The sequence below is a fragment of the Stenotrophomonas indicatrix genome (assembly GCF_050573115.1).
In the GTDB taxonomy this organism is placed as follows: domain Bacteria; phylum Pseudomonadota; class Gammaproteobacteria; order Xanthomonadales; family Xanthomonadaceae; genus Stenotrophomonas; species Stenotrophomonas lactitubi_A.
In genome coordinates this window covers 943,167-958,058 of the sequence record NZ_JBNYZT010000001.1, presented here as the reverse complement: position 1 = coordinate 958,058, position 14,892 = coordinate 943,167, and the positions used below count along the sequence as shown (strand labels likewise).

Sequence of the window (14,892 nt, the reverse complement as noted above, 5' to 3'; positions counted from 1 at the left end):
GCGGGTTACAGGATCTCCAGCACCGTTTCCGGTGGCCGGCACAGGCGCGTGCCCTTGGCAGTGCGTACCACCGGGCGGTTGATCAGCCGCGGGTGGGTGGCCATGGCGGCCAGCAGGGCGTCGTCGTCGGTTCCGTGCAGGCCCAGTGCGGCGAACTCGGGTTCCTTGCTGCGCACCAGTTCCGTCGCTGCCAGGCCGGATTCCGCCAGCACCTGGCGCAGCGTGGCCACGTCAGGCGGGCTGCCCAGATACTCGATCACCACCGGCTCAATACCCGCATCGCGGATCAGCTTGAGCGCCCCGCGCGAGTTGCTGCACGCAGGGTTGTGCCAGATCGTCACATCCATCAGAACCACTCCAGCAGGGACACGCCCACGCCGACATAGGTTGCCTTGTGGTTGTAGTCGATCAGGCTCTCGCCATAGCCGTCGAAGATCTGCACATGGCCGCGCAGCAGGTTGCTGATCGGGAAGCCGTAGTCCAGCTGCAGGGCGCCGTGAGAGCGGTCACCGGTGCGCAACGAGTGGCGCGCCATCAACGAGACCTCATGACCCTTGTGGTTCCAGGTCAGGGTCGCGTCGCCGCGGCCCATGTAGTCCTCGATGTCCGGGTTGTTGTCGTCGCTGCGGGTCTCGGGAATGCGGTACCAGGGACGCAGCACCAGTGCCCAGTTCTCGCGGTCGAGGCCGACGTTGAGGATCACCCGGTTCCAGCTGCGCGACAGCGGATCGGCACGGCCGTTGGACTGGTGGTTGAGGCTGATGCCGGTCATCCGCCCACGCCAGCCACCGATCGAGTAGCCGTTGCGGAACACCATCATCACTTCCGGCTCGTAGTTGGTCTCGCGGAACGGGCGCGAGTCCTCGCCGTTGTAGGCCTGCCAGCGCGAACTCTGGGTGTAGCCTGCCCAGATGTCGCCGTTGTCGCCGAACAGGTTCTCGGCGATCTTGGTCTTGAAGCTGATCTGGAACTTCAGCTCGGCGCTGTCCAGCACCTGCGGGGTGGTCACGCTGTTGGCCGGGTTCGGCGAGTGCGGCATGGTGTTGCGATCGCTGGTCCAGAAGGCCGGCAGCAGGTACACGGGCTTGTACGCACGCAGCTGGAACGGGCCCAGCTTGGAGTCCTCGGCCAGTTCCCAGCGGCTGTCCAGCAGCGAACCACGGCCGGCATTGGCAAGTGCGCTGTCCGGCGCTTCGGAACGGAACAGATCGCTGACACGTTCGCGCAGTTTTTCCTCGCCCTGGCTTACCCGCGTGGTGTCGCGCTGCTCACGGCGCGCCTGTGCGGCGGCTTCGGCGGCGGCGTCAGCTTCGGCGGTGGCCTGCGGCGTGCGCCCGAACTGGCGGTCGTAGCAGGCCAGACGTGCTGCATCGGTCGTGATGGCTGCGCAGGCGGCTGGCGAGGCCTCGGCGCTGGGCGCGAATTCCTGCGCTGCCAGTGGCGCGCTGGCCAGGGCCAACGCCAGCGGTGCAAGACGGGGAAACAGCGGAGAGAGGGTCATTGCAGCAGGCCCTTCGGAATGAATGCGGAAAGAGGGACAGTGTGGCGGCTGCATCCGGTAACGGCCAGCCCCACGGGTTTATGCCCGGCGTGTACGTGCGCGCTGCGTGAAGGCCGCATGTCTCACAGGAACCAGGCGAAGGCGAACAGGCCCAGCATCGCGATCACCAGCGCCAGCTTCAGTGCCAGACCCAGCAGGATGCCAAGCCACGTGGCCAGCCCGACCTTGGTCGAGCGGCCAAGCTCGCGGGTATGCCAGTACTCGCCCAGCAGCGCGCCGAGCAAGGGCCCGGCGAACAATCCGATCGGCATGAAGAACAGGCCAACGATGCTGCCGATGAACGTGCCCCAGAGCGCTTTGCGGCTGGCGCCTACGCGCTTGGCGCCAACCACGGTCGCCAGCACATCCACCAGCAGCGACAGCGCGGTCAGTACGCCGAGGATCAGCAGGGTGGGCCAGCCGACATGGACGAAGCCGTCTGCCCACGCAGCAAGCACCAATCCGACGAAGACCAGCGGGATGCCCGGCAGCGCCGGCAGGACGATGCCTGCGATGCCGATCAGGACAAAAATGACCGCTAGCAGATACAAGATGAATGAGAGGTCCATGCTGTCCAGTATGGTTGTGTTTTTGGGGTTGACAGTGAAAGGTTTTTGCCAGTTGCTTTTTCGTTTTGGTCGGGTTAAGTTGCAGTCGCTGAGCTTGGCAAGGTCACCGTGGATCGTGGCCTGATGAAGCAAGATCGTTCCGATCCGCTGCATCGATGCACCTCGCTTCCCCCTTGCTTGTCAGCCGCCCAACAGGCGTATCCAACAACAAGTAGAGAGTCAAAGGGAGTTAGTGAGATGGCTGATCGTGAGAACGGTACCGTGAAGTGGTTCAATGATGCCAAGGGCTTCGGCTTCATCAGCCGGCAGAATGGCGAGGACGTGTTCGTGCACTTCCGTGCCATCGAGACCCAGGGTTTCAAGAGCCTCAAGGAAGGCCAGGCCGTGAGCTTTGAAGTCGTGCAGGGCCAGAAGGGCCTGCAGGCCGACAAGGTCCAGCCGGCGTAATACCTGCCGCTTGCCGGCATGAAAAAGGCCCGCGCAAGCGGGCCTTTTTTGTTGCTCCGGGTCTGTTCGGCCAGGGCCCGATTCGGCTCAGCGCAGGATGACCTTGCCGTTGACCACGCGGACATAGGTGTTTTCGCGGATGCCGCCGAGGTCGCGCTGGTTGACCACGATGGTGCGGCCGTCATCCATGCGCACGCTGATGTCATAGGTATCGCTGGTGACGTTCTTCTGGATCTGGTTGCCGGCCAGTGCGCCACCCACGGCGCCAGCGGCGGCGGCGATGTTCTTGTTGCCGCGGCTGCCGCCGGTGTGGTCGGAGATCTCATGGCCGGCAACCGCGCCGACGATGCCGCCGAGGATCGCGCCGGTGGCGGAAGGCGCGGTACGGCCAGACTGCACGGCATTGATGCGGGTGACGATGCCGCAGTCGGCGCAACGGCCCTGGTTGTAACCGGAATTGTTGCCGTAGCCGCCGTTGTTGTAGCCGTTGTTGTTGTAACCACCACCGCCATAGCCCGGCGAGGTGGCACAGCCGGCAAGGCCGACGGTTGCGATGACACTGGCGGCGATGAGCTGGATCTTCATGGGGCGTCTCCTGGCCGTGAAGGCGGGTGCGTTGGGTGGTACTGCGTCATGCAGCAGGGTGAGCGAATCCTCCTCTTTTCAACGTGAACAAGGCGCCAACCACATCGGCCTTCGCCCACTCGAAGATGAATCAGCGGAAATCCTGATGACACGCACGGCAATCGTCCTTCAGGGTCTGCACCTGCTGCGCCAACGCGGCGCAGTCGGTGGGAGGGCTGGCCAAGGCTGCATTGAGGTCGGCCCGGTACTGGCTGGCGTGCTGCTGGAACTGCCGGCTGTCCTTCAACCCGGGGAAGGCCAGGTCCAGGTCGTTGGACAGCAGGCGCAGTACCTGCAGGCGCGGGATGCTGTCGGCCAGGCTGCAGCGGTTCTGCTGCTGCGCCTGCTGCAGCAGATCCGCCTGCCGCTGCATCACCTGCATCAGGCTGTCCGGGAACGGATCGCGGCGCGCCTGCAGGGCACGGCCGACCATCACCGTGGCAATCAGGCCGATCAGCAGGCCCAGACCAAGTACGAAGAGATAGCGGTAGGCGGTGGACGGGCGGCGGGGTGGGCTGGCACTCATGGCGGGCGCTCCGGGCGTGCAACGGTGGGTTCGGTGTCGGCGTGCAGTAGTGAGGGGATCTGCACGCTAAAATAGCCCGATGAACGAACAGGTCAAACAACGCTTCGCCGGCATTGAACGGCTGTATGGCGTCGGCGCGCTCGAGCGCCTGCAGGGCAGCCGTGTCGCCGTGGTCGGCATGGGCGGCGTGGGCTCGTGGGTGGTGGAGGCGCTGGCGCGCTCGGCGGTTGGCCATCTGGCCCTGATCGATGCCGATGACATCTGCGTGTCCAATACCAATCGCCAGCTGCCGGCGCTGGAGGGCAACTACGGGCGCAACAAGGCCGAGGCCATGGCCGAGCGCTGCAGGGCGATCAATCCGCAGATCGAGGTCGACGCCGTGCAGGCGTTCCTGACCCCGGCCAACATGGCCGAACTGCTGGACCGCGGTTTCGACCTGGTGATCGATGCCTGCGACAGCTTCCGGGTGAAGGTGGAAACCATTGCCTGGTGCCGCCGCCGCAAGCTGCCGTTGCTGACTGTCGGCGCCGCCGGCGGCCGTACCGACCCCACCCTGGTGCGCATCCGCGATGTCTCGCGCACCGAGCATGACGCGATGCTGGCGCTGATCCGCAAGAAGCTGCGCAGCGAATTCAACTTCCCGAAGAATGCCAAGCGCTATTTCGGCGTGCCGGCGGTGTATTCGCTGGAGAACGTGAAGTATCCGCAGGCCGATGGCAGCGTCTGTGGCCTGCGGCCGAATCTCGGCGCGGATGCCGCCCTGAAGCTGGATTGCGGCGCTGGTCTGGGTGCGGCCACCCACATCACCGGCGCGTTCGCGTTCGCGGCCGTGGGCAAGGCGCTGGAGATGCTGCTGGAGCCGAAGAAGGTGAAGGCCGAAGCGGTTGAAGCAGAGGCAGGAGTGTGATCGGGTAGTGCCGGCCGCTGGCCGGCATCTGCGCTGATTCAAGCGTTGATTCAAGCGTTCCGGGGTTGCCGGCCAGCGGCCGGCACTACCGTTACGGCGCGGGCAGGCTGAACAGCCGTCGCGCGTTGTCCGTGGTGGCCCGCGCCACGTCTTCAATGTCCATGCCGCGCAGCGCGGCGATGTGGCGGGCGATGACCGCCAGCCGCGCTGGCTCGTTGCGCTGGCCACGGATACCCGCGTCGGGCTGGTCCGGCGCATCGGTCTCCAGCAGCAACTGCTGCAGTGGCATCTCGCGCACAAGCCGTTGCAGGCGCTGCGCGCGCTCGTAGGTCAGTGGTCCGCCCAGACCGAGCAGGAATCCCAGCTTGTGCAGCTGCGCGGCCTGTTCCGGGCTGCCGGAAAAGCTGTGCACCACACCGCGCAGGCCACCGATGCGGCGGATCGCCGCGATCACCGCATCCACTGCACGGCGGGCATGCACGATCACCGGCAGATCGAACTCGCGCGCCACCTTCAGCTGGCCGATGAAGTAATCCTGCTGGGCCTCGGCATCCAGGCCCTCGACGAAGAAATCCAGTCCGCATTCGCCGATCGCGCAGGGGCGCTCCTGTTCAATCCATTCACGCAGCTGCGGCAGGTGTTCTGGCCGGTGCTGGTCCAGGAACATCGGGTGCAGGCCATAGGCGGGGTAGAGCCCCGTCGCCTGCTGGCAGACCTCGCGCAGCTTGGGCCAGCTGGCCGCAGTGACGGCCGGAACCACCTGCCACTGCACGCCGGCAGCGCGTGCGCGGTCGATGACCGCCTCGCGGTCAACGTCGAATTCGCTGGCATCCAGATGGCAGTGGCTGTCGACCAGCAGGTTCAACGCTGCTCCAGCGGTGGTGGCGTGGTTGCGCTGCGGCTCTTCCAGTTGGCCAGCAGCAGGGTGCCCAGGCCCAGCATCAGTTCGTCGATGAACGGAATCGGGTCGGGGATGAGCAGGGTCAGCGCGAACAGGCCGGCGGTCAGCTTGAACAGGGTGGGGTAGCGCAGCCGGCGCGCCCATTGCAGGACCGGCAGCAGCATCGGGTTGGCCATGACAGGGGTCCTCCTGGGGAATGTGCAAACGCTACCACGGGCCCAGCATTTCCCGATGCTGAATGGGTTACGGCGGTGAGCAGGAAATGTGGAGATTCCGTTCAGGCACCGCATGCTGCAATCTGGCCTGAGAACGTTGCGGACGGTCCGCAAGGAGCAGGTCATGAAAAGCACAACTACAACTGTCCTGGTCGCAGCGGGCGCGCTGCTGGTCGGTGGTATCGCAACCGCCGCCTTCATGAAGAGTGGCGACAAGTCGCCTGAGCAGCTCAGCGCCGGAAACCCGAGTGAATCGCGCCTGGTCGATGGCAATGCCACCGATGATGGCGCGCGTGGCGACGCCGTGGACGCCAGTGCGCCGCGTGGCCTGGAATACGCCGACGTGTTGAAGGTCGATCCGATCACCGAGAAGCAGAAGGCCTATGCGACCGTGATCGGCACCGATCCGGTACGCGAAACGTCCACCACCCAGACCCCGCATGAGGTCTGTCAGGACGTGGTGGTGCAGGAGCGCCTGCCCGAGCGTGATGGCAACGTCGGTGGCACCGTGGTCGGTGCCGTGGTCGGCGGCCTGCTGGGCAACCAGGTGGGCGGCGGCAACGGCAAGAAGGCCGCGACCGCTGCCGGTGCCGTGGCGGGTGGCTTCATCGGCAACCAGGTCGACAAGCGCCATGTGGGTGGCCGCGTGGTCAACCGCACCGAGCGCCAGTGCCATACCGAAACGGCGACTTCCGAGTCGAGCCGTGTCACCGGCTACAACGTCACCTACCGCAATGAAGACGGCACCACGGGCACCATGCGCATGGGCAGCAAGCCGGGCAACCGCATTGCCATGGGTACCAGCGATGTGGTCAAGGGCTACAACGTGACCTACCGCTACGACGGTGCAGAGAAGACCGTGCGTCTGGACAACAAGCCGGCCAGCGACCGCCTGCCGGTGGTGGATGGGCAGCTGGTCACCCAGACCGCCGCTGCTGGGGATTCGACGGCCAACCGTCAGTAATCCCCCACTACAACGCTGCATCGAACAGGCCAGCCTCTGCTGGCCTGTTTTTTTTTGCAGGGATGGGGTTCATCCACGCGTGCCGTGGATCTACCATGACCTCATGAGCATCTTCGACCTGCGCATCGAAACCGAACGCCTGATCCTGCGCCCGCCGCAGCGGCAGGACTACGCACCCTATCTGGCGTTCTGTGCCGATGAAGAGGTGATGCGCACACTGGGTGGCGTGCAGGCACCGTCAGTGGCATGGCGCGGCTTCTGCAGCCTGGCTGGCGCGTGGCAGCTGTTCGGCTTTTCGATGTTCAGCGTGATCGAGAAATCCAGCGGTGAATGGATCGGTCGCATGGGACCGTGGCAGCCGCAGGACTGGCCCGGTACCGAGGTCGGCTGGAGCATCCGCCGTGCCAGCTGGGGCCAGGGCTACGCACCGGAGGCGGCGATCGCCGCCATCGATTGGGCGTTCGATACGCTGGGCTGGGACGAGGTGATCCACACCATCGCCGAAGACAACGAGAACTCGAAAGTGGTTGCGCGCAAGCTGGGCAGCACGCTGCTCCGCATGGGGCAGTTGCCACCGCCCTATGAAGGCAAGCCGTTGGAAATCTGGGGGCAATCGCGCGAGCAGTGGCAACAGCGCGCACGCTGAGCGCTGCCTGGTAATGCCGGTCACTGGCCGGCCATCGCACGAATCCAGCTGCATCGAGGTTGCCGGCCAGCGACCGGCACCACCGTATCGCCATGCTGCACCCGCGCTTGGCAATCGCCAGGCTGCTTGCCAGACTGCGGGCAGCCGGCTGCAGGCCGGGATCTCCCTGGAGCAGGCAATGGTGGAAGAACGCATTCCGTTGACGGTGCATGGCATGTCGGTCTCGGGCAACTGCCACAAGGTGCGACTGCTGCTGGAACAGCTTGGCAGCCGCTACCGCTGGGTGGAGGTGGACAGTGCCCACGGCCAGACCCATAGCGCGGAATTTCTCGCTCTCAACCCCAATGCCAAGGTGCCGTTGATCGTGCGCGACGACGGCCGCGTGCTGACCGAATCCAATGCGATCCTGTTCTGGCTGGCCGAGGGCACGCCGTATCTTCCGGCCGACGGTTGGCAGCGTGCGCAGGCATTGAGCTGGATGTTCTTCGAGCAGTACACGCATGAGCCCTGCGTGGCGGTGGCACGCTTCATCCGCGGTTGGACACCTGCCGACTCACCGCGTCGCGCTGAACTGCCGCGCCTGCATGAGCGCGCTGCCAGCGCGCTGGCGGTGATGGAACAGCATCTGCGGCAGGCGCAGTGGTTCACCGGCGCCGACTACGGTATTGCTGATATCGCCCTGTTCGCCTATTCCGATGTCGCTGCCGACGGTGGCATCGCGCTGGATGCATTCCCGCAGGTGCAGGCCTGGTTGCAGCGGGTGCGTGCGCAGCCTCGCTTCGTGCCCATGCCCGCAGTGACCGCCGAGGTGCGCGCGCGGTTCAACGCACCGGATTGATTCCCTTGTAGCGTCGGTCGTGCTCGACCGGCAGAAGGGTCGAGCACGTTCGGCGCCACGGTTCGCAACAACGGCACGGAGGGTGTTCGATGTTCGCTGTGGTTCCAGATCCCATTCCCGCACGCATGCGTGGCCTCAACCGCGCCGAAGTCTGTGACGTCAATTTCCTTGAGGCCGTACGCGCCTGGCGTGGCATGCCGCGGCCGCGTCCGGCGCCGGATGCGCCGATCCTGCCGGGCAGCACTCTGACGGCCGCCGCCTTCGGCGAACTGTTCGAATCGCAGCTGCTCAGTCGCCAGCTGGATCTGATGGCGCGGGTGCTGCGCGTGCAGAACAAGGTCTTCTACACCATCGGCTCCTCCGGTCACGAAGGCAACGCGCTGCTTGCGCGCGCCTGCCGGCACACCGATCCCGCCTTCCTGCACTACCGTTCCGGCGCCTTCATGGCCGAACGCGCACGGCTGGTGCCAGGCATGGACCCCGTGCGCGACGCCGCGCTGTCCTTTGCCGCCAGCGCCGACGATCCGGCCAGTGGCGGTCGTCACAAAGTGTGGGGCAGCAAGCCGCTGTGGGTGCTGCCGCAGACCTCGACCATCGCATCGCACCTGCCCAAGGCGCTCGGTACGGCGCTGGCGATAGAGAGTGGCAGGCGCCTGAGCCAGCCGCTGCCGATTCCGGCCGACAGCATCGTGATGTGCTCCTTCGGCGATGCCTCGGCCAACCATGCCACCGCGCAGACCGCATTCAATACCGCGATGTGGTCGGCGTACCAGAAGCTGCCAGTTCCGATCCTGTTCGTGTGCGAAGACAACGGCCTCGGCATTTCGGTGAAGACACCTGAGGGATGGATCGCAGAGCGCTTCAGCCGGCAACCGGGCCTGGACTATTTCTTCGCCGATGGCCTGGACCTGGCAGCCGGACACGCGCAGGTGCAGGCGGCGGTCGAACATTGCCGGCGCTTGCGCCGGCCCACCTTCCTGCACCTGCGTACTACGCGGTTGATGGGCCACGCCGGCACCGACTTCGAAGTGGAATGGCGTGCGCTGGCGGAGCTGTGTGCGGCCGAAGCGCAGGACCCGCTGCTGCGCTCGGCGCAGATCGCACTGGAATCGGGCTGGATGGATGCGGCAGGCGTGGAGGCCGCCTATGAAACCCTGCGCGCGCGCTGCATGGCCGCCGCCATCGATGCCGATACGCGTCCGAAGCTGCAGACACTGCAGGAAGTGCTCACACCGTTGGCACCCTATACGCCTGCAGCGGTGCAGGCCGAGGCCGAGCGCGTGGCGCCCGTCGAGGCGCGGCAGGCGCTGTATGGCGGCGCCGACGCGTTGCCCGAACGGCAACCGCCGCGGCATCTGGCGATCCAGATCAACCACGGGCTGCAGGAGCTGCTGGGCAAGTATCCGCAGGCGCTGCTGTTTGGCGAGGACGTCGCGCAGAAGGGCGGCGTCTACACGGTGACACGCGACCTGCTGCGCCGTTTCGGCCCGCGCCGGGTATTCAACACGCTGCTGGACGAGACCATGATCCTGGGCATGGCCCAGGGGCTGGCCAACATGGGCATGTTGCCGATTCCGGAAATCCAGTACCTGGCCTACCTGCACAACGCCATCGACCAGCTGCGCGGCGAAGCCTGTTCGCTGCAGTTCTTCTCCAATGACCAGTTCCGCAACCCGATGCTGGTGCGCGTGGCTGGGCTGGGCTACCAGAAGGGGTTCGGCGGTCATTTCCACAACGACAACTCGATCACGGCGCTGCGTGACATCCCGGGGCTGGTGGTGGGCTGTCCGTCGCGTGGCGATGATGCGGTGATGATGCTGCGCACGTTGGCGGCATTGGCCCGCGTGGATGGCCGGGTGGCGGTGTTCCTGGAACCGATCGCCCTGTACATGACCAAGGATCTGCATGCGGCCGGCGATGGCCAGTGGTTGTTCGACTACCCCGCGCCTGGGCAGGCATTGGTGCTGGGCGAGGGTAGGGTGTACGCGCCGGATGCCACCGACCTGGTGATTTTCACCTACGGCAACGGTGTGCCGATGGCGCTGCGTGCAGCGACCGGCATTGAGCAGCAGCTGGGCTGGCAGGTGCGGGTGGTCGACCTGCGCTGGCTGGTGCCGTTGAACGCCGCCTTCATCGGTGCCCAGACCGCCACGGCGCAACGGGTGCTGGTGCTGGACGAGGGGCGGCAGAGCGGGGGCATCGGCGAGGGCGTGATCACCGCGCTGGTCGAGGCCGGCCATGGTCACCTGCCGGTGCGCCGGGTCTGCGGTGCCGATACCTATACGCCGCTGGCGGGGGCAGCAATGTTCGGGCTTCCAAGCGACAATGCGGTGATTGGCGCCGCCCTCGACCTGGCGCAGGAACCCTGATGCATGTGTGGATTGGCGGGTATGTTGTTGCCGGCGGCACAGACGCCGGCCGAGGTCCTGCAGGCGCAGGCGCTGGCCATGGGCCAGGCGCTGCACCATCGCGGGCCGGATGACGGCGGTACCTGGGTCGATGCCCCCGCTGGCATCGCCCTGGCCCACCGGCGCCTGAGCATCCTCGATCTTTCACCGCTGGGCCACCAGCCGATGGCCTCGGTCGACGGCCGCTATGTGATGGCCTACAACGGCGAGGTCTACAACTTCGCCTCCCTGCGCGCCGAACTGGAGCCGCTGGGCCATGCGTTCCGTGGCCATTCCGATACCGAAGTGCTGTTGGCCGCGATCCTGCAGTGGGGCGTCGAGGACACCCTGCAGCGCGCCAACGGCATGTTCGCGATTGCCTTGTGGGACCGCCAGGAACAGTGCCTGTGGCTGGCCCGCGACCGGGTCGGCAAGAAGCCTCTGTACTACGGCTGGGCCGGTGATGCCCTGGTGTTCGGCTCCGAGCTGAAGGCGCTGTGGCAGCACCCGGACTTCGACAACGATATCGACCGCGATGCGCTGACGCTGCTGTTGCGGCTGGATTACATCCCAGCACCGCACAGCATCCATCAGCGCTGCTACAAGCTGATGCCTGGCCGCGTACTGCGGCTGGATGCGGCGGCGGTGGCGGCAGGGGCCAGCGCACATCGCCCAGAGCAGGCACAGCGCCCGTACTGGGACGCGCGTGCGCGCATGCAGGCTGCACTGGCCGCACCATTCCAGGGCCGCATCGAGGAGGCCGAGGAGCAGTTGGATGACCTGCTGCGGGATGCAGTGGCGTTGCGCATGGTGGCCGATGTGCCGGTGGGCGTGTTCCTGTCCGGCGGCACCGATTCGTCGCTGGTGGCGGCGCTGATGCAGGCGCAGAGCGGGCAGCCGGTGCACAGCTTCAGCATCGGCTTCAGCGGCTCCCACCACGACGAGGCGCCGTTGGCCAGGGAATTGGCCACCCACCTTGGCTGCGATCACACCGAACTGTATGTCAGCGGCGCGGATGCGCTGGCGGTGGTGCCGCAGCTGCCGGCGATGTTCGATGAACCCTTTGCCGATGCCTCGCAGGTGCCGACCGCGCTGGTCGCCCGCCTCGCCCGGCAGGGTGTGACCGTCGCGTTGTCCGGCGATGGTGGCGATGAACTGTTTTTCGGCTACACCCGCTATGTACGCGCGCTGCGCAACTGGCAGATGCTGGGACGGGTGCCAGCGCCACTGCGGCGCTGGATGGGCGCGCGTGCACACCAGCAGGGTGAAGCGTCGCGCACCGGCGGGCTGGCGGCGTTGCTGGCCGAAACCGGCGCGCGCGGCATCGGCGATGTGTATCGCAACCGCATTTCGCGCTGGCGCGATCCGGCGGCGGCGGTGATCGGTGCACGCGAGGCGGGCAGCTTCTACGATCTGGCCGATCCGCTGCATGGTGCCGGCACGCCGGCCGACGCGATGATGCTGGCCGACTTCGTCAGCTATCTGCCCGACGACCTGCTGTGCAAGGTCGACCGCACCTCGATGGCGGTCAGCCTGGAGGCGCGCGCGCCCTTGCTGGACTGGCGCGTGGCCGAATTCGCGTGGTCGCTGCCGCTGGGCTTCAAGCGCAGTGAATCGACCAGCAAAGTGCTGCTCAAACGCGTGCTGGGGCGGTACGTGCCGCAATCGATGGTGCACCGACCCAAGCGTGGGTTCGGCGCGCCGGTCAGTGACTGGCTGAAAGGTGATCTGAAGCCCTGGGCGGACGAGTTGCTGCAGCCGGCGCGGCTGGAACGTGAAGGGGTGTTGTCGGCCGCGGCCGTGCAGCCGCTGTGGCAGCAGTTCCTGGGTGGCCAGCGCAAGTGGCACACGCACCTGTGGAATGTGCTGATGTTCCAGGCCTGGCAGGACCATTGGCGGCAGGTGCGCGCAGGCGTACAGCGCGGCTGATCTTCACCGGTGGGGAAGGGCGCGGCCGCTAGGCTGGCTCTCCCGCACCGTGAGGAGTATGTCCTGATGTCCGTCCCCACCATTGCTGTTTTCGTCGGCAGCCTGCGCAGAGAGTCCTGCAACCGCAAGTTGGCGCACGCACTGGAGAAGCTGGCCGGCGACAAGGCGCGCTTCCAGTATGTGCAGATCGGCGACCTGCCGCTGTACGACCAGGATTTCGACGCCAGCTACCCGGCGCAGGGCACGCGCCTGAAGGACCAGGTACGCGCCGCCGACGCCGTGCTTTTCGTTACCCCCGAGTACAACCGTTCCGTGCCCGGTGTGTTGAAGAATGCGATCGACATCGGCTCGCGCCCGTACGGCGACAGCGCCTTCGCGGGCAAGCCAGCAGCGGTGATCGGCGCCTCCATCGGCCAGATCGGCACGGCGGTGGCCCAGCAGCACCTGCGCAACAGCCTGGCCTTCCTGGACATGCACGTGCTTGGCCAGCCCGAGGCGTTCATCCACTTCAAGGATGGCCTGATCGATGCCGACGGCACGATCCACAATGAAGGTACGCAGACGTTCCTGAAGGGCTACGTGGACCGGTTCCTGGCCCTGATCGCGGTACATGCCAAGGGCGATTGAGACCTCCAGGGTCAGAGCCCTCTGCGCCGCAGAGGGATCCGACCCCAGCCACGCCCGGGGTCGGATCCTGGCGCGCAGCGACGGGCTCTGACCCCACTTCCAACTGAGTGGGCAGGCAGGAACTCCGACCCTGGCTGACTGATCTGCGATAATGCTCAGCTGCGGGCGTCGCAACGACGCCCGTCGCAGGCAATGCGACGCCCCCGCGCCAGTCTGGACAGGCTCAGGCGGATATCCCCCGTTCTTCCACGGCTTATCCACAGATTTGTCCATGGCCGCCGGGGTCGGCGCATGCCTACACTCGTCTGACCCCTTTTGCAGGAAAAACCGCAGCATGTCCGCCCGTTCCGGCTTCCGTTCCAACCGCAGAGAGCGCGGCGAAGGCTTCGATCGCGATCGCGATGAATCGCGTATCGACCAGTTGCGCGTGCCGCCGCACTCGGTGGAAGCCGAACAGGCGGTGCTGGGCGGCCTGATGCTGGCACCGGACGCCTACGACCGGGTCAACGACCAGCTGACCGAGGGCGACTTCTACCGCCGCGACCACCAGATGATCTACCGGGCGATCCGCGAGCTGTCCGAGCGCGAGCGTCCCTTCGATGCGGTGACCCTGGGTGAGTGGTTCGAATCGCAGGGCAAGATGGAGCTGGTGGGCGACGGCGCCTATCTGATCGAACTGGCCAGCACCACGCCGTCGGCGGCGAACATCGTGGCCTATGCCGAGATCGTGCGCGACAAGGCCGTGCTGCGGCAGCTGATCCAGGTCGGCACCGACATCGTCAACGATGGTTTCCAGCCCGAGGGTCGCGACAGCAGCGAGTTGCTGTCCGCTGCGGAAAAGAGTGTGTTCGCCATTGCCGAACAGGGCGCGCGCGGCCGTACCGACTTCGTGGCCATGCCCGGCGCGTTGAAGGACGCGTTCGAAGAGCTGCGCAACCGCTTCGAGAATGGCGGCAACATCACCGGCCTGCCGACCGGCTACACCGATTTCGATGCGATGACCGCCGGCCTGCAGCCGACCGACCTGATCATTCTTGCCGCGCGTCCTGCGATGGGCAAGACCACCTTCGCCCTGAACATCGCCGAGTACGCGGCGATCAAGTCGAAGAAGGGCGTGGCGGTGTTCTCGATGGAAATGTCCGCATCGCAGCTGGCGATGCGTCTGATCTCCTCCAATGGCCGCATCAACGCGCAGCGCCTGCGTACCGGTCAGCTGGAAGACGAGGACTGGAGCCGGGTGACCGGTGCGATCAAGATGCTGAAGGAAACCAAGATCTTCATCGACGATACGCCGGGCGTGTCGCCGGAGATCCTGCGTTCCAAGTGCCGCCGCCTCAAGCGCGAGCACGACCTGGGCCTGATCGTGATCGACTACCTGCAGCTGATGAGCGTGCCGGGCAACAGCGAAAACCGCGCGACCGAAATCTCCGAGATCTCGCGTTCGCTGAAGGGCCTGGCCAAGGAACTGCACGTGCCGGTCATCGCGCTGTCCCAGCTCAACCGCTCGCTGGAAACGCGTACCGACAAGCGCCCGGTGATGGCCGACCTTCGCGAATCGGGCGCAATCGAGCAGGATGCGGACATGATCGTCTTCATCTACCGCGACGATTACTACAACAAGGAAAATTCGCCGGACAAGGGGCTGGCCGAGATCATCATCGGCAAGCACCGTGGTGGCCCCACCGGCTCGTGCAAGCTGAAGTTCTTCGGCGAGTACACCCGTTTCGACAACCTGGCCCACGACTCGGTCGGTTCGTTCGAATAACCGATGA

Annotated in this window: 16 protein-coding genes; 9 read left to right on the top strand and 7 right to left on the bottom strand. The window is 65.9% G+C overall.

Annotation, left to right across the window (positions count from 1 at the left end; all coding sequences use genetic code 11):
• Positions 1 to 5 precede the first annotated feature (5 nt).
• The 3 genes from arsC to ACQ5SA_RS04290 form a co-directional block, all read right to left on the bottom strand.
• Positions 6 to 347, bottom strand: a complete 342-nt coding sequence (gene arsC / locus ACQ5SA_RS04300) for an arsenate reductase (glutaredoxin) (protein WP_312785626.1) — start codon at positions 345 to 347, stop codon at positions 6 to 8.
• The gene (locus ACQ5SA_RS04295) at positions 347 to 1,501 is read right to left on the bottom strand and encodes a phospholipase A (protein WP_032978835.1); all 1,155 of its coding nucleotides are present in this window, start codon (positions 1,499 to 1,501) and stop codon (positions 347 to 349) included. The genes arsC and ACQ5SA_RS04295 overlap by 1 nt, the downstream gene beginning before the upstream one ends.
• A 122-nt stretch (positions 1,502 to 1,623) precedes the next feature.
• Positions 1,624 to 2,109, bottom strand: coding sequence for a DUF456 domain-containing protein (locus tag ACQ5SA_RS04290; RefSeq protein WP_099821145.1), 486 nt, complete (start codon positions 2,107 to 2,109; stop codon positions 1,624 to 1,626).
• 237 nt (positions 2,110 to 2,346) lie between these two features.
• Between ACQ5SA_RS04290 and ACQ5SA_RS04285 the strand changes: the two genes are divergently transcribed.
• Positions 2,347 to 2,556, top strand: a complete 210-nt coding sequence (locus ACQ5SA_RS04285) for a cold-shock protein (RefSeq protein ID WP_025876765.1) — start codon at positions 2,347 to 2,349, stop codon at positions 2,554 to 2,556.
• 87 nt (positions 2,557 to 2,643) lie between these two features.
• Here ACQ5SA_RS04285 and ACQ5SA_RS04280 read toward each other — a convergent pair whose 3' ends face one another.
• Together ACQ5SA_RS04280 and ACQ5SA_RS04275 are read right to left on the bottom strand one after the other, a co-directional pair.
• Positions 2,644 to 3,141: a glycine zipper 2TM domain-containing protein gene (locus tag ACQ5SA_RS04280; protein WP_100552990.1), complete on the bottom strand. Its 498-nt coding sequence runs from the start codon at positions 3,139 to 3,141 to the stop codon at positions 2,644 to 2,646.
• A gap of 130 nt (positions 3,142 to 3,271) precedes the next feature.
• Entirely contained in the window at positions 3,272 to 3,706 is a 435-nt protein-coding gene (locus ACQ5SA_RS04275; RefSeq protein WP_230110891.1) for a cytochrome c, read from the bottom strand.
• Positions 3,707 to 3,785: 79 nt separating this feature from the next.
• On the opposite strand from ACQ5SA_RS04275, the gene ACQ5SA_RS04270 reads away from it, so the two are divergent.
• Positions 3,786 to 4,613 (top strand): tRNA threonylcarbamoyladenosine dehydratase, encoded by an 828-nt coding sequence (locus ACQ5SA_RS04270; protein WP_089236156.1) that lies wholly within the window; start codon positions 3,786 to 3,788, stop codon positions 4,611 to 4,613.
• 91 nt (positions 4,614 to 4,704) lie between these two features.
• Here ACQ5SA_RS04270 and ACQ5SA_RS04265 read toward each other — a convergent pair whose 3' ends face one another.
• Entirely contained in the window at positions 4,705 to 5,478 is a 774-nt protein-coding gene (locus ACQ5SA_RS04265) for a TatD family hydrolase (protein WP_353099548.1), read from the bottom strand.
• Entirely contained in the window at positions 5,475 to 5,690 is a 216-nt protein-coding gene (locus ACQ5SA_RS04260) for a DUF6116 family protein (protein WP_089236154.1), read from the bottom strand. The genes ACQ5SA_RS04265 and ACQ5SA_RS04260 overlap by 4 nt, the downstream gene beginning before the upstream one ends.
• A gap of 163 nt (positions 5,691 to 5,853) precedes the next feature.
• On the opposite strand from ACQ5SA_RS04260, the gene ACQ5SA_RS04255 reads away from it, so the two are divergent.
• The 7 genes from ACQ5SA_RS04255 (at position 5,854) to ACQ5SA_RS04225 (ending at position 14,885) form a co-directional block, all read left to right on the top strand.
• Positions 5,854 to 6,693, top strand: a complete 840-nt coding sequence (locus ACQ5SA_RS04255; RefSeq protein WP_499312862.1) for a glycine zipper 2TM domain-containing protein — start codon at positions 5,854 to 5,856, stop codon at positions 6,691 to 6,693.
• Positions 6,694 to 6,796: 103 nt separating this feature from the next.
• Positions 6,797 to 7,339, top strand: coding sequence for a GNAT family N-acetyltransferase (locus ACQ5SA_RS04250; RefSeq protein ID WP_499312860.1), 543 nt, complete (start codon positions 6,797 to 6,799; stop codon positions 7,337 to 7,339).
• Between the two features lie 178 nt (positions 7,340 to 7,517).
• The gene (locus ACQ5SA_RS04245) at positions 7,518 to 8,177 is read left to right on the top strand and encodes a glutathione S-transferase family protein (RefSeq protein WP_230110887.1); all 660 of its coding nucleotides are present in this window, start codon (positions 7,518 to 7,520) and stop codon (positions 8,175 to 8,177) included.
• Positions 8,178 to 8,266: 89 nt separating this feature from the next.
• Positions 8,267 to 10,546 carry a thiamine pyrophosphate-dependent enzyme gene (locus ACQ5SA_RS04240; RefSeq protein WP_353099546.1) on the top strand — a complete coding sequence of 760 codons (2,280 nt, stop codon included), beginning with the start codon at positions 8,267 to 8,269 and terminating at the stop codon, positions 10,544 to 10,546.
• Positions 10,547 to 10,549: 3 nt separating this feature from the next.
• Entirely contained in the window at positions 10,550 to 12,493 is a 1,944-nt protein-coding gene (gene asnB / locus ACQ5SA_RS04235) for an asparagine synthase (glutamine-hydrolyzing) (RefSeq protein WP_499312858.1), read from the top strand.
• Positions 12,494 to 12,559: 66 nt separating this feature from the next.
• Positions 12,560 to 13,120, top strand: coding sequence for an NADPH-dependent FMN reductase (locus ACQ5SA_RS04230; RefSeq protein WP_230110884.1), 561 nt, complete (start codon positions 12,560 to 12,562; stop codon positions 13,118 to 13,120).
• Positions 13,121 to 13,454: 334 nt separating this feature from the next.
• Entirely contained in the window at positions 13,455 to 14,885 is a 1,431-nt protein-coding gene (locus tag ACQ5SA_RS04225) for a replicative DNA helicase (RefSeq protein WP_100552983.1), read from the top strand.
• The last annotated feature ends 7 nt before the right edge of the window (positions 14,886 to 14,892 follow it).